Source organism: Shewanella aestuarii (assembly GCF_014647215.1).
In the GTDB taxonomy this organism is placed as follows: Bacteria; Pseudomonadota; Gammaproteobacteria; order Enterobacterales; family Shewanellaceae; genus Shewanella; species Shewanella aestuarii.
Map to the genome: position 1 here is coordinate 43,601 of NZ_BMOT01000004.1, position 15,046 is coordinate 58,646.

The 15,046-nt window shown below is 39.8% G+C and carries 14 protein-coding genes; 3 read left to right on the plus strand and 11 right to left on the minus strand.

Annotation, left to right across the window (positions count from 1 at the left end; translation table 11 throughout):
* Nucleotides 1-78 precede the first annotated feature (78 nt).
* The 3 genes from IEY03_RS07625 to IEY03_RS07635 form a co-directional block, all read right to left on the minus strand.
* Nucleotides 79-1,086, minus strand: coding sequence for an extracellular solute-binding protein (locus IEY03_RS07625; protein WP_188840767.1), 1,008 nt, complete (start codon nucleotides 1,084-1,086; stop codon nucleotides 79-81).
* 181 nt (nucleotides 1,087-1,267) lie between these two features.
* Nucleotides 1,268-2,017, minus strand: coding sequence for a ferredoxin--NADP reductase (locus IEY03_RS07630; protein ID WP_188840768.1), 750 nt, complete (start codon nucleotides 2,015-2,017; stop codon nucleotides 1,268-1,270).
* A 9-nt stretch (nucleotides 2,018-2,026) separates the two neighbouring features.
* Entirely contained in the window at nucleotides 2,027-2,644 is a 618-nt protein-coding gene (locus IEY03_RS07635) for a DUF5610 domain-containing protein (RefSeq protein WP_188840769.1), read from the minus strand.
* 212 nt (nucleotides 2,645-2,856) lie between these two features.
* Here IEY03_RS07635 and IEY03_RS07640 point away from each other — a divergent pair, with 212 nt between their 5' ends.
* Both IEY03_RS07640 and IEY03_RS07645 read left to right on the plus strand, forming a co-directional pair.
* Nucleotides 2,857-4,347 (plus strand): FMN-binding glutamate synthase family protein, encoded by a 1,491-nt coding sequence (locus IEY03_RS07640; RefSeq protein ID WP_188840770.1) that lies wholly within the window; start codon nucleotides 2,857-2,859, stop codon nucleotides 4,345-4,347.
* A 154-nt stretch (nucleotides 4,348-4,501) separates the two neighbouring features.
* A complete protein-coding gene (locus tag IEY03_RS07645; protein ID WP_188840771.1) occupies nucleotides 4,502-4,693 on the plus strand; it encodes a hypothetical protein in 192 nt (63 codons plus the stop codon).
* Between the two features lie 82 nt (nucleotides 4,694-4,775).
* On the opposite strand, the gene IEY03_RS07650 is transcribed toward IEY03_RS07645, so the two are convergent.
* Both IEY03_RS07650 and IEY03_RS07655 read right to left on the minus strand, forming a co-directional pair.
* Nucleotides 4,776-5,021: a hypothetical protein gene (locus IEY03_RS07650; RefSeq protein WP_188840772.1), complete on the minus strand. Its 246-nt coding sequence runs from the start codon at nucleotides 5,019-5,021 to the stop codon at nucleotides 4,776-4,778.
* Between the two features lie 464 nt (nucleotides 5,022-5,485).
* The gene (locus IEY03_RS07655; RefSeq protein ID WP_188840773.1) at nucleotides 5,486-7,273 is read right to left on the minus strand and encodes an ABCB family ABC transporter ATP-binding protein/permease; all 1,788 of its coding nucleotides are present in this window, start codon (nucleotides 7,271-7,273) and stop codon (nucleotides 5,486-5,488) included.
* 369 nt (nucleotides 7,274-7,642) lie between these two features.
* Here IEY03_RS07655 and IEY03_RS07660 point away from each other — a divergent pair, with 369 nt between their 5' ends.
* Nucleotides 7,643-7,813, plus strand: coding sequence for a hypothetical protein (locus IEY03_RS07660; RefSeq protein ID WP_188840774.1), 171 nt, complete (start codon nucleotides 7,643-7,645; stop codon nucleotides 7,811-7,813).
* 29 nt (nucleotides 7,814-7,842) lie between these two features.
* Here IEY03_RS07660 and aroG read toward each other — a convergent pair whose 3' ends face one another.
* The 6 genes from aroG to nrfA form a co-directional block, all read right to left on the minus strand.
* Nucleotides 7,843-8,901: a 3-deoxy-7-phosphoheptulonate synthase AroG gene (aroG, locus tag IEY03_RS07665; protein WP_188840775.1), complete on the minus strand. Its 1,059-nt coding sequence runs from the start codon at nucleotides 8,899-8,901 to the stop codon at nucleotides 7,843-7,845.
* An 891-nt stretch (nucleotides 8,902-9,792) separates the two neighbouring features.
* On the minus strand, nucleotides 9,793-10,911 hold the full coding sequence (locus tag IEY03_RS07670; RefSeq protein WP_373290848.1) for a tetratricopeptide repeat protein: 1,119 nt from the start codon (nucleotides 10,909-10,911) through the stop codon (nucleotides 9,793-9,795).
* Between the two features lie 210 nt (nucleotides 10,912-11,121).
* Entirely contained in the window at nucleotides 11,122-11,463 is a 342-nt protein-coding gene (locus IEY03_RS07675; RefSeq protein WP_188840776.1) for a hypothetical protein, read from the minus strand.
* A gap of 88 nt (nucleotides 11,464-11,551) precedes the next feature.
* Complete coding sequence (amtB, locus tag IEY03_RS07680; RefSeq protein WP_188840777.1) at nucleotides 11,552-12,802, minus strand: ammonium transporter AmtB; 1,251 nt, start codon at nucleotides 12,800-12,802, stop codon at nucleotides 11,552-11,554.
* Nucleotides 12,803-12,814: 12 nt separating this feature from the next.
* Nucleotides 12,815-13,153: a P-II family nitrogen regulator gene (gene glnK / locus IEY03_RS07685; RefSeq protein ID WP_188840778.1), complete on the minus strand. Its 339-nt coding sequence runs from the start codon at nucleotides 13,151-13,153 to the stop codon at nucleotides 12,815-12,817.
* 339 nt (nucleotides 13,154-13,492) lie between these two features.
* Entirely contained in the window at nucleotides 13,493-14,893 is a 1,401-nt protein-coding gene (gene nrfA, locus IEY03_RS07690) for an ammonia-forming nitrite reductase cytochrome c552 subunit (protein WP_373290845.1), read from the minus strand.
* Between the last annotated feature and the right edge of the window lie 153 nt (nucleotides 14,894-15,046).

Sequence of the window (15,046 nt, forward strand, 5' to 3'; positions counted from 1 at the left end):
CCAGTTAAATCAATACGGCGTTATCCTCAACACCGTATCGAATGACAATGCAAAACTGGCTTTATATCAATATTGATATTAAAGATCGAACTTAACTTCATCTAACAGCTTCACTGCCGCTTGATGATTTTCAGCCAATTTATAAATAGGAAGTGGATCAGCTTTGAATTCGCCCCATGATGCCACAAGTTTTGATGGCTTAACATCCGCTTTAACTGGATATTCCATGTTAACATCAGCATAAGCTTGCTGAGCAACATTTGAAGTTAAAAACTCCATCAGCTTGATTGCATTATCTTTATTAGGTGAGAATTTAGCCAACGCCATTCCTGATACGTTGATATGTGCACCGCGGTTATCTTGGTTAGGAAAGTTAATGTAAACCGCTTCAGCCCAACTCTTTTGGTTTTCATCCATCATCATATTGCCGTAGTAATAGCTATTACCAATGGCAAAATCACACATACCCTCTTTTACCGCTAATACTTGATCACGGTCATTACCTTGGGGTTTCCGCGCCAAGTTAGACTTCACGCCTTCCAACCAAGTTTTAGTGTCTGCTTCGCCGTGGTGGGCAATCATAGATGCCACTAACGCCACATTATAAGGGTGTTTACCGCTACGAGTACAAATTTTACCTTTGTATTCAGGCTTCGCCAGATCTTCATAATTGATGTCGACTTTACCGGTACGCTCTTTTGACGAATACACATTACGAACACGCATCGTCAGCGCATACCATTCATTTTTAGGTGAGCGATAAACTTCAGGAATATTATTGTTAATCACCTCGTTGTTAACTGGAGACACTAAGTCTTTTTCAACTAGCTCCATTAAACGAGAAAAATCAGAAGTTAATACAACATCAGCGGGAGATAAACGGCCTTCACGCGCAATACGTTCAGCAATACCATCTTTAGCAAAGACAACATTTACCTTAATCCCCGTATCTTGAGTAAATTGCTCTAAGATCGGTTCAACTAAAAATGCTTGTCGATATGAATATACAGTTAACGCATCATCCGCCATTGCTGAGTTGGCTAAACATGCTAAACCTAAAACTGCAGCGCCTTTTACCATTTTCATTTCCACATTCTCCCTTGTCGTTAAAAACTATTGAAAGCAATTAACATTAGCAATGATAATAATTATCAATCGCGCCAAGAGTAAATGATCGGCATTAAAGGAGCAAGTGCCTTTTAGGAAATTTGTATTGATATTGATTTAGATCACGCGATTTTTATCATCTCAATAATGAGCAGGCTGTTTACCAGTATTTTTCAACGGTAATTTGACCTGGAGCACGTCTTAAGTTTTTAGTTAGCCCCAACTCTAACAACGCATTTTGTGATTCAGTGATCATCCCAGGATTGCCACAAATCATTACCTGTGAGTTTTCGGGATTAATCTCTATTGCCGCTTTTTGTTGTAACATACCGCTCTGAATGGCTTCGGGGATCCGACAGGTTAATGCATCGTCAAATGGCTCGCGGGTGACGATGGGAATAAATACAAATTGTTGCGAATATTTAGCTTGCAGCTGTTTTATCAAGTCTAAATAAGCCAGGTCTTTAGCTAAGCGAACACCATAAACTAAAACCACTTTTTCAAACCTTTGCCAAGGTTCCTCTGTTAACAGCATGGATAAAAATGGACCTACTGCGGTGCCTGTAGATAACAACCATAGATGCTTTCCTTGCAATACGCCTTGTGGAATTTCATCAAGTGTCATAAACCCTGTCGCTTTTGGAGTCACTTCAATACTATCTCCAGGATTGAGTGATTGAAGGTCTGGCGACAATAATCCATCTTCAACAGCAACCGCTAAAATTTCAACATAGTCACTGCCTGGTGGGTTTACCACAGAATAAGCTCTTGCTAACCGTTTATCATCACGGATCTGACTCAGTTTGATAAATTGACCAGCAATAAAAGGCTCGACAGCGGCTTTAATCTTTAATGAAAACAATTTTTCATTCCAGTCAATTCGTTCCAGCACCTCACCTGTTACCCACATAGTAAATCCTTATTCTTTTAGATCATTACTTGAAGGTAGCATGTCTGACTTAAACTTGGCTAATCCACTTTGAATGAGTTCGTAAGTATTCTCAACACCGGCGGCGATATCACCTTGTAATACTTTTAAACCTGACAGGATTTCTTTCGCTTGACCAAAGCCGTCATCTATCGCTTTAGTAATTTTGTCCATAAAGCTATTGAGCTGCTGCTCATAATCACTTTGTGGATTTTGTTGTTGATGTAATGCAAAAAAGCCAGTCGCAAATTGTAAGATACGATCAGCGGTGGCCGCAGGTGAATAATCGATTTCAGCCCCAGCCATCGGCTTACTCGGGGTGTTTTCACCTAATACTAAGTCTAACTCCGAATCAATGGCATCAATTGCATTGCGATACAATAACGCCATCGATTGATCCCCTGACGCTATGGTGACTTTTTCTTGTGCAGCCAATATTTGGCCATTCATTAATCGCTTAGTAATTTGACTAACCGACATATTGGATTTACTTTCGACAGCTTGATTTGCTTGCGTTTGCCCACTATCCCCAGTTTTCTGTTTAGCGCTTTCAGTCTGGCTCGACACGGATGTATATTGCGCGATGTTACGGGTTGATTTTATTTCCATGACGTCCACCTTTTATTAACTTGATATATCTTTATCGACGTATAAAATTTAACCTATAGTGTTAATTACAAAAATACACCAGATACCGTCAATAATAGCAATGTATCAATAAAGTTAACGGCACATTTGATGTGCAAATAAATAGACCTAAGCCGTCGTGTTTTTACCACCAACATTCAATATTGAGAATATATCTTTATTAAGGATAATACATGCAGTTTCAACCGTGGATTTTATGGGGCATAGATCTTTTTTCTGGGCTATTTCTCATCCTATTTTGGGTAATACTCATCGGTGTTGTCTATATGTACATCGCTGATAAATTACAAACAAAGCAGGCAATTAGACATAATTACCCCGTAATAGGACGCTTTCGTTATTTATTAGAAAAACAAGGTGAGTTTTTCAGGCAATACTTTTTCTCCCATGACCGTGAAGAACTGCCATTTAATCGTGCTGAACGAAGCTGGGTGTATCGCGCTGCCAAAAATGTCGATCGCACCATCGCATTTGGCTCTACACAGCCGCTCGACAAGCAAGGCAGTATTTTGTTTCTCAACTCTGCATTTCCAATAAGTGACCATCTGTATCAACAGCCCATTTCTGTAACCGTAGGCGAATTCTGCCCTTCACCTTACACCACGGATAAAATTTGCCATATTTCAGCCATGAGTTTTGGCGCACTATCACGACCTGCTATTACAGCGTTATCCCACGGTGCTGCTCAGGCTGGTTGCTGGTTAAACACAGGCGAAGGCGGATTAAGTGCGCATCACCTCAAAGGCGACTGTGATTTAGTCTTTCAAATAGGTACGGCCAAATACGGTGTACGCAATGAACAGGGCCAACTGGATGATGACAAACTAGCGCAAATTGCAGCCAAGCCACAGGTTAAAATGTTTGAATTAAAACTCAGTCAAGGCGCTAAACCAGGGAAAGGGGGGATTTTGCCGGGGCTCAAAGTAACAGAAGAAATTGCCAGTATTCGTGGCATTCCCATTGGCGAGGATTCAATAAGCCCAAATGGTCACCCTGAAATAACCTGTGTTGCGGATATTTTAGATATGGTTGCTCAAATAAGGCATGCTACCGGAAAACCGACGGGGATTAAGGCGGTTATTGGCGATATACATTGGGTTGAAGATATGTGTGATGAAATACTCAGCCGAGGAATTGAACACGCCCCCGACTTTTTTACGCTGGACAGTTCTGACGGCGGAACAGGGGCTGCCCCACAAGCCCTAATGGACAATGTAGGCTTACCACTAAGAGAAAGTTTGCCTAGACTCGTTGATCTATTCATTCAAAAAGGATTACGTCAACGCATTAAAGTTATTGCTACCGGCAAATTGGTAATGCCATCTTATGTTGCATGGGCGCTGGCAACTGGAGCCGACTTTATTGCTTCGGCCCGAGGGAATATGTTTGCACTCGGATGTATTCAATCACTGCAATGCAATAAAGATACTTGTCCAACAGGAATAACCACCCACAATAAACGTCTACAACAAGGGTTAGATCCTAAAAACAAGTCGACACGTGTAGCTAATTACAACCAGTATTTACATTATGATTTAACCATGATTGCCCATTCGTGCGGGGTACATGATGCTCGATTACTTACACGAAAACATGCGCATATAGTCATATCTAGCGGAGTATCCATTTCGTTAGATCAACATTATAAGCATATGATTACATAAGTAAGTAGTAATGTACGGCCAAAGTATTACTTTTCAGCTAGCGTGTTATCGGCTAAACTACAGGATGATACTTGTGTCACATTAAACAGGTAAAGTGATGCATATATCACTCTCGTCTGCGATATATAGGTAACACGCTTTAAAGGATACAAACTTGGACAGGAAGAACCATCAAACCGTGGCTAATAACAAAACCGCCAGTTACAGCTGTCAAAACTGTGATCGTCTGACTGAAATTGAAGGCGAAATGGTGTGTTTTGACCAAGGAAAAATAACGCGTCTCATCCCATTAGATAAACCTGACGCGCTGATAAAGCTAGTGTGCATAGGGTGGCAGAAAAAATAAGCAGCTATTCTCACGTTTTAAAGATAGCTGTACCTCTTTTACCTGATTAATCTTTAATTATCTTATCCCAATCGCTAAACACTTATATCAGTATATCCTTGTTTTCAGATTGCTTAATAATCTGATGGTTTAATTCATCCGCTGAAAGCTTAGATAAAGTCACTCCTCGAGTTGTCACCCTTAAACCCGCACAAAGTTCATTATAAACATTGTGAATGTCATCATCTGACATCTCTCGTGTTTTCAGCATTGCCATAATAGCAAACCAGTCGGTGCTAACTTTATGCTGAGTTCCTTCTAATGCAGCTATTAAAGGAATATTTTGCATCTACCCTCTCCATATGCCATGAGCACTTAAATACGATTAAAAACCATTCATCGTTATTGGTTGTTTGATAAATTTACTCGATAATCAAAAATATGACTTAAAAATGAACATCAAGCCAAATAAACCCACCTATGATGACAACTTACAAATCAAGCATATAATCGAGCGTAGCAAGTGATAGCTAACTCGTGGTAACTCATTGTTTAACCTTAACTCATGCTAGGAGATGAATAAACGTGAGTTAAAATACAATATTCAAGCATTTGCAGTCAAACTTGAACTTTATACTGATAAAAAGATTAATTTACGCGTCAATAGCAGGTCTATTGCAAGTAAATTCAACGCTGTTAGCGGTACAAATAGCTGTTTAATATAATTAATATCCCGAGTTAAGCTTAATTATACTGATAGCCAATAAACAAACATAATTTTTTAACCTTAGCTAAATCACATGCTTCTATTCGTTAATATGCCCGTTCATTCTGTATATGCCATAGATGTGCATATAACCCTGCGCCATTGATTAAATCATTATGGTTGCCGACCTCAATCACCCTTCCTTTACTGAGTACAATGATAATATCAGCATCAATAATGGTGGACAAACGATGCGCAACCACTAGGCTAGTATGCCCTTTAGCTGCATCTTTCAACGCAGTTAATATCGCCTGTTCAGAACGACTATCTAAAGATGATGTTGCTTCATCAAATACCAGAAATGGCGCAGACTTCAAAATAGCCCTGGCAATGGATACCCTTTGCTTTTCTCCGCCGGATAATTTCAAGCCCCTTTCACCCACTTTGGTTTGCCACTGCTTAGGTAATGAAGCGATAAAATCACTTAAGTGCGCCATTGATGCTGCATGCTCTATCTCAGCTTGAGTTGCACTTGGCCTGCCGTATCGAATATTCTCATATAAAGTATCGTTAAATAGCACGGTATCTTGTGGAACAATAGCAATCGCTTGACGTAATGCTTGCTGGGTAAAATGACGAATATCGGTGCCATTGATAGATATGCAACCTTTATTGACATCATAAAAGCGAAACAACAACTTTATTAAAGTCGATTTACCTGCTCCGCTGTCTCCTACCACGGCAACCTTTTTACCTAAAGGCACTTCAAAACTAATGTCATGCAAAATTTGTCTTTCATCGTATTGAAAGCTGACATTTTCAAATTTGATGGTACCTAACTCAGGTGATTGCTGAATTGCATCATCTATATCAACGACTTTAGGTTGCTTATCTAAAATATCAAACATGCGCTCAATGTTAGCCAAGGCCCCTCTAATTTCACGATAAACAAACCCTAAAAAATTGAGTGGAATAAACAGCTGCATCATAAAGGCATTAATTAACACAAAATCACCGATACTCATGGTTTTTTGAGAAACTTCATAAGCGGCTAACCCCATCATTGCTGTCATGGCGATAGCAATAATGAGTGCTTGGCCAGCATTTAAAGCAAAAAGCGATAAGCGGTTTTTCCTTTTAGCTACTTCCCACTCACTTAATGCTGAATCATAACGTTCAGACTCATGGGATTCGTTATTAAAATATTTAACGGTTTCATAGTTTAACAAGCTGTCAATTGCACGGGTATTTGATAATGAGTCAGCCCTCGCCGCCTCGCGAACATACTCAGTACGCCACTCTGTCGCCATGACAGAATAACCAATATAAGCAATCACAGACACCAAAGTAATCAGGGCAAAACTGATACCATACTGAAAGAGAAATATGCCTATAACTAAGGTGATTTCTAGGAGGGTTGGCACAATATTAAAAACCATAAAGCGCATTAAAAAGCTCACGCCGCTCGTGCCACGTTCAATATCTCTGGATAAACCGCCGGTTCGACGGTCGAGATGAAAATCTAAATCAAGACGATGCAGATGATTAAATACGGCAAGACCTAAACGCCGCATAGCACGCTCGGTCACTCGCCCAAAAAGTGTATCCCGTATCTCGCCAATGACTACGTTAAGAAATCTTATGACTCCATAAGCAAGCACCAATCCAATCGGCGCCGCAACAATAGCTGTAGCCATAGAAGTATTGTCACTTAAAGTATCAACCATCTCTTTGAGAATAAATGGCAAACCAACACTGGCTAACTTTGCTACCACTAAACAAGCCATCGCGAGAACAATTCGGCCTTTAAACTCTAAAAGATAAGGCCATAACATGCTCAGTACTTGCCAGTTTAATTTACCTACTGGTCCTTCAAAATAGGCGGATGGCCGCATACTTAACTCCAATTAATGTGTAATAAATCGAATTAGCTGAATCAATTTTGGATCTTCTTAACCCGATAATACCACTTTTAGATAAGCAACTTTGTTAACAAATCGCCAAATCGACGATGAGAGCTGATGACTAAAAAATCTCACTGATCAAACCTTAAAGTAGCACTTTAGAATTACAAAAAATCTTGCGGCATGACCCATGTATACTATTATTTGGTAAAATAGCATTGAAATTGTGTCTTTTTAGGCGAATTAGAGTTATTTCTGTATCCAGAATTTGTTACTCTTTAGCTTGAGTCGATTACATAGTGAGATAATTGGTTATTATAACGGTTATTAGATCTTGAATGATTTTTAGGAAGATTTATCTTGGAAACTACGAATGTAAAGTATCCCCCATTGCAGTTAATCCAAACATGGGTGTGGATGATGATAGAGTCTGGCAATCCAGAATTACAGGATAAAGGGCGAAATAATCTAATCTTAGCCTTTGGCACACTGGCAAAAGCCAATGAATATCTCACTCAAAATTTGAAATAAAATAAGGCGCTCTTGGCGCCTTATGTTAATTAAAGTGACTGTCTACGCTTGATAACACTATTACTCAAGGTCGCTAATAATGATTCTGTATCCTGCCAACCAATGCAGGCATCAGTGACGCTCTGACCATAACAAGCTACTTTACCATCAACAATATCTTGGCGTCCCTCAACTAAGTGGCTTTCAACCATCACCCCGAAAATCCCCATATTACCTGCAGATATTTGTCCTGCAACATCTTCAGCCACATGCATTTGACGTCGATAATCTTTAGCACTATTTGCATGGCTAAAATCAATCATGACGTTGTCGGCAAGGTTTGACGACTTTAGTTGTTGCTGAATAACAGATACATCTTCAGCACTGTAATTAGGCTTCTTGCCACCACGGAGAATAATATGGCAGTCAGGATTACCAATGGTCGACACAATCGCTGAATGACCAAACTTGGTCACAGACAAAAAGTGATGAGGCGCATTTGCAGCACCAATCGCATCAATAGCCACTTTAATCGTGCCATCAGTGCCATTTTTAAAACCTACGGGACATGATAATCCCGATGCTAGCTCTCGATGAACCTGAGACTCTGTTGTTCGAGCACCAATCGCGCCCCAGCACATCATATCGGCAACATATTGTGGGGTGATCATATCTAAATACTCCCCAGCGGTTGGTATGCCAAGATCGTTTAAATCGACGAGCAATTTTCTAGCGGTACGTAAACCATCATTGAGTTGGAAACTATTGTCCATGTAAGGATCATTAATAAGGCCTTTCCAACCTACAGTTGTACGTGGTTTTTCAAAGTAGACTCGCATAACCACTTCGAGTTGATCCGCATATTTTTCGCGCATAGCCGCTAATCGTTGTCCATACTCAAGCGCAGCTTTGGGGTCATGAATTGAGCAAGGACCTATCACAACCAATAAGCGGTCATCTTTTCTAGCTAAAATATTGTGGATGTTATTACGTGCCGTAAATACTGTTTCGGATGCATTTTCGGATGCCGGAAATCGTTCTAGAATCGCAATAGGAGGTAGTAACTCTTTAACTTCTTTGATGCGCACATCATCATTCTGATAATACATATAATACAACTCCGGCGTTACAGGCTAAATTTCAATCGTTTTACAATTATCTTCCCTAAACAATCAGGGTTCAAATGGAAATGATATTAAAATTTACCCATTATCCACTGATAAATCAACAAACTATTCATATTTTAACATTTGCAGCGTATGACATTGTTTTTTATTGTTATTAATAAACTATTTATAACTTTATTTATCTAGCCACATTCACCATATAAGCTATATTTGCAACATCAGCAGCAAAATCGTCTTAGCGTTGTTGTTTTTTAAGTTAGAGAATGATCCTTAGGAGTTAAATTTTGCCGCTACATTATTATTACTTTGCTAAGGGCACTTGATTTGAAGCATAAACAATACCAGATTAACGTTAGAAATAAGCCAATACTTCTCGGTGTTTTAGCATGTTTAAGTTTTGTATTAGCTAATGAAGCGGATTTTGAAAAAGTAAACAACAATTAACTTAACTACCAGCAATAGCGTTGAACCTTAGTTTTTTTTGGCGATAAGAAAGGTGGGCTTAGGTATGAGTGATGAAATGCGACATTAGAAATAAGTCATCTGCAGTTAGGTGAAATAACCTTGGCATCGGATCGCCGCGCATTACGATGAGTAAAAACAACAATCGACAGTCTTATTTATACTCCTTCTAATATCGATGGATTATTTTTAACTCAAAGTTTAATTGCGTATCAAAGAAGTAAATTTTTTTAACTCAAAACAAACTTAATATTGATGCAATACCAGAACTTCTGCACGACTTATTGTTTGGATTTCAAAACGCGAATCATTATCTAGGTGAAAAATTTTTAGCTTTATTAGGGTCTGTTGATCTTCCAAGGTTATTTTGGCAGCCAATTATTGGCAATAAACTTTACTCCTCATCATCTCTTACCAACGTTTCATTGCTTGCAATTTACTTTGATAACGACGCTTACTGTCTTCATCCGCAGTTAAGGCTAATGCTTTTTGCATATTTTTCTGCGCTAATCTGTGCTCGCCCGTTGCCCAGTATGTTCGAGACAATCCAAAATAAAACTCATGTCGATAATCCGCTTTTGCGAGTGCACGCTTGTACCAAACTAAGGCTTCTTGATAATGCTGTTCAAAGTAGGCCTGCTGCGCCATGTCATAATAATAGAAAGGGTTATTGATGCGACTTAGCTCTAAAATTTTATGCACTTCAGCCCATTCATCTAATCTATCTTGCTCGCCTAAAATAAGCGCAAGATTGAATAGCGTTGTCATGTCTTCTTTGTCCATTGCTAGGGCTGCGCGATAGGCCTGTTCTGCTTTTTGATTATCACCTTTATGGCGATATATCACAGCAAGGGTATTAATACTTGATACAAAACTTGGGTCGCTTTTGATGCTTTGTTTGATTAATGCATACGCTAAATCATATTGCTGCTCCACTAAAGCTTCTGCAGCAACATTGTTATAGTACATTGCGGTCAGCGTTTGTTTATTCACAATGGTTTTACTGTATCCACGAACGGCCTGTTCTGGTAAAAAGTCGACCAATATTTTATGCGCGCTAAATGCAACTACATTGGCATCTTGTACTGGTGATAGCAATAAATTCACATGACCATTAACTAAGTAAAACCCACCGCGTTTATCCCAAATAGGCTCAACATCAATATCTTGAAACTCAACGGGAATATTAAATGCTTCAGCCAGCGCGGCAGATAACACCACTAATGACATGCAATTTCCCTGTCTCACGGTAGAAGTAATACTGGCTGGACGGGTAAAATGATCTCGATATTCAAAGCCGCCATTTTGCGCGCCAATGTATTGAGATAACCATTCATGAGGAGTGATATTTTTATGACGAATATTTTTGTATCGATAATAATCTTGTTTAACTTGAGCAATGTATTCTCGGGGCAAGGCATAGATTTGTTCAGGTGTGATGACATCAACTGGCGTAAATAGCTCATCATGGAACAAAGGTTCTATGGCAATAGTTTGGCTAGATTTAGGAGTAGATTGGCAGCCAGACATTAAACTTAAAAAAGCGACAAATAGCAGGATAGTGATAAATCCCCTATCGCTTTGTTGGCCAGAATAAAGACGCATTACGTACTGCGTAAAAGAAATGTTTAACATAACCTAAGCCTCTTAAACGAGATACGAATAAGGTAAGTTTAGTCAAGCATTGCTTTTTCAGCCAAAAAATCGCTTAAAATGGCATTCAGCAGCAGGTGATATTCTCTATCGAGATGGTTTATATTCGTTAGGTTGATCGATTTGAATATATAACTCTTTGTTTTGATATTGATAAGGACGATAAGCCAAGCCGTTACAAGTAAAGTAACGATATGGCACAGCCATAGGCAAGCATCCTAATGGTAATGATTGCAGAATTTGAATTTGTTGCTGCATTCTCAGTGCTTCTTGCCACTCATAATCTTTGAGTACCTGATCTCTTACCGCAAAAGCATCGAAAGACTCTGAAGACTTTCTAACAACAACCTGACCAGCTGTAGATAACCCACTGAACAATAAGCCGCTTAAGGCAATAGTGAGACACGCCCGCTTTGTTAATTGCTTCATAACCCCTCCTGCTGTGTGATCAGGTTTAATCTAACACATAAAAAAACAGAGCCCAAAAGGACTCTGCTTAAACATAGCGCTTATATAACTAGCCTGCGGTTTTAACACTCACAAACTCTGGATAAGCATCAATCCCACAGTCAGAAGCATCCATACCGTTGTATTCCTCTTCTTCTGTTACACGAATGCCCATAGTGACTTTTAATGCAAACCACACAACCAAAGATGCACCAAATACCCAGACAAAGATAACCCCAGCACCAAATAACTGTGCACCAAAACTCGCATCAGCATTAGATAAAGGGACTAACATCAGACCTAAAAAGCCTGCGACACCATGAACTGAAATAGCACCCACTGGGTCATCAATTTTAATCCGGTCAAAACCTATGATAGAGAAAATAACCACACCACCAGCCACAAGACCAATCACACCCGCCATCATTAATGAAGGCGATAATGGATCCGCTGTGATTGCCACTAATCCCGCTAATGCACCGTTAAGTATCATGGTTAAATCCGCTTTGCCCCAAATGACTTTACACACGATCAATGCAGCTACGGCACCAAATGCGGCGGCAGAGTTAGTGTTTACAAAGATTTTAGCTACCGCAGAAGCATTTTCTGCATCAGAGACTAATAACTGTGAACCACCGTTAAAACCAAACCAGCCCATCCATAAAATAAACATACCTAAAGTTGCCATGGGCAGGTTAGACCCAGGGATCGGATGAACCTGACCATTTGCGCCATATTTACCCTTGCGCGCACCTAACAATAGTACCCCAGAAATCGCCGCGGCAGCGCCTGCCATGTGCACAATGCCACTACCTGCAAAATCAACAAAACCAGCTTCAGAAATAAATCCACCACCCCATGTCCAGTAACCTTCAACAGGATATATCACAGCCGTCATTACCACTGAGAAAGCAAGGAAAGCCCATAGTTTCATGCGTTCAGCAACAGCTCCCGATACAATCGACATTGCAGTGGCGACAAATACCACTTGGAAGAAGAAATCAGATTCAAGCGCGTGATCTGCATCGGCGGCCTGTGAACCGATTAAAGCCGCAAATGATGGAATAATGCCGCCCTCTGCATTATCAACATACATGATGTTATAACCTACTAGCAGATACATCACACAAGCGATGGAATATAAACACACGTTTTTTGTTAAAATCTCAGTGGTGTTTTTTGATCTCACTAAACCCGCTTCTAACATAGCAAAGCCGGCAGCCATCCACATAACTAATGCACCAGAGATTAAAAAGTAGAAGGTATCTAACGCAAAGCGCAACTCGCTAACTGTTAGTCCTAATTTTGCTAATTCTTCCATTATGATCGCCCCTTATAGTGCTTCGTTATCAACTTCACCCGTACGAATACGAATGGCTTGCTCTAATTCGGTAACAAAAATTTTTCCGTCACCAATTTTGCCGGTATGCGCTGCCGTTGTAATAGCTTCAATTAGCATGTCTAAATTTTCTTCTTTAGTGGCTATCTCTAATTTTACTTTTGGTAAAAAATCCACTTGATATTCAGCACCACGATATAGTTCGGTATGCCCTTTTTGACGACCAAAACCTTTCACCTCAGTGACTGTCATACCTTCAATGCCCATACCTGCAATGGCTTCACGGACATCATCTAGTTTAAATGGTTTGATGATTGCGCTGACGAGTTTCATCTCGACCTCCAAAAAATTAATAAAAAGACAACTTGTTATATATTTGTTGAAATAACAGATTCAATCATCAGGCCAACTATTTAAGACATTGTTTTTAAATGCAAAATAACTGACACCTAGTAACGTTAGTGATAAAAAAGCACCATACTGGTGCGCATAAAAATCAACTTGCTTGATCTTGGTGCGGAATTTAACACCCAAAAAGGCACATCAATGAGATCAATATTGACACTGAACGTAGGATATTTAAGCGAAAAAAAAGCCCTCAAATGAGGGCTTAATATTTTGATTTTTTAATTCAGATTCATTTTAACATTAGTCTGAATAACACTTAGCTTCTTATTTATAAGTCGCTTCGCGCTTTTTAGCTTCTTCTTGCCATTTAGGTACAACATTCTTTTTGAACGCATCTTTTTCTGCATTCATTGTTTTCATGTCCATACCTAACGCAGCTTGTGCTTTAGCTTTAGTAGATGTATCTGGGTAAGCAATAGGTTGCTTAACGCCTTTGGCTGCTAATAATTGAGCAAGCTTGATACGGGCATTAGCCGCTTTATCTACAGCAGTACCTAAAATACGTAATGCTTCATCAGCTGCGTGAGCTGCAACACCATGTGATGCAGTTGCATAGTCCCAACGCCATTGTGAATGACGAATATCCATAAGGATAGGCTTCATTTCAGCTTCAGTGGCACCCGCATCCCAAGCAGCTTTCGCTTCAAAGTGAGCTTTAACTAGTTGAGTTTCAGCGCTGGTTTTAAGCTCAGCAACTTTCTTCTTACGTTCATTAGTTAAATCAACCATGAACTCTTTGCTTTGGTTATGACACGTCGCACAGGTTTCTTCGAAACGATCAAATGGGTTACCCACTTTATGATCGGTGAATTTACCCTTACCGTTTGCTTTAGCCACTTTAGGCATATGACAATCAGTACAAGTTACGTTGTTTTTACCATGAACGCCTAGTTTCCAAGTTTCATAACCTGGGTGCTGTGCTTTTAACATTGGTGTTTTAGATACTGCATGAGTCCAGTCAGAGAACTCCATAGTGTCATAGTAAACTTCCATCTGCTCAACTGTGGTCCCCATATCCCATGGGAATTTCACAAAGCCAGGATGTTCAGCTGTTTTCTCGAAGTAGTATTCTACGTGACATTGACCACATACCATTGACTGCTTGTCTTTACGAGAAGCTTTATCAAATGGCGTACCAATTGTTTCCATTGCACGTGCAGCGAATGGACGAGATAAACGTAATTTTGCAGAGCCTTTTTCATGACAATCAGCACAACCGATAGTATTCACTATCTCTGGGCCGCCTTTAGCCCACTTGCCAGCAAAATAGCCGTTCTCACCTTGTTCTTCGATTACACGAGGAACGTCAGGGCTTTTACAGCTCCAACATGCCATTGGCATTGGGCCGTCTTCTGCATTTTTTGGCGCGCCAGTACGTAATGTATTGGTTACGTCAGTCACTGCATACATGTGGCCACGAGGTGCATTATAGTCCTTAGCAAAACCATAACCAGCCCATAGCACAACTAGGCTTGGCACTTCTTCAAGCATATCAACAATTTCTTTGCTTTCAGCAGTATCATGCCAAGATTCATATTGCGCAGCATATTTATCTTTGTATACTTCATTGCGGGGTTCAGTTTTATCGCTTGCCATTGCTCCAGCAACCATAAAGCTGGCCGCAATAACAGCACTTAGTGCAGTTGTTTTTACGTTCATCTTCATCACCTTTAACTCCGTGTTACTTTTTATTTAATTAATAACCACGATATCTCCAAGGTCAAAATTAGCTAGTTTAACCCTAATAAAAAATACCCCTTTAGGGGTATAGTTATAGAAGTATGCGCCAGATCAATATGTGAACGTGTTGTAACTCAC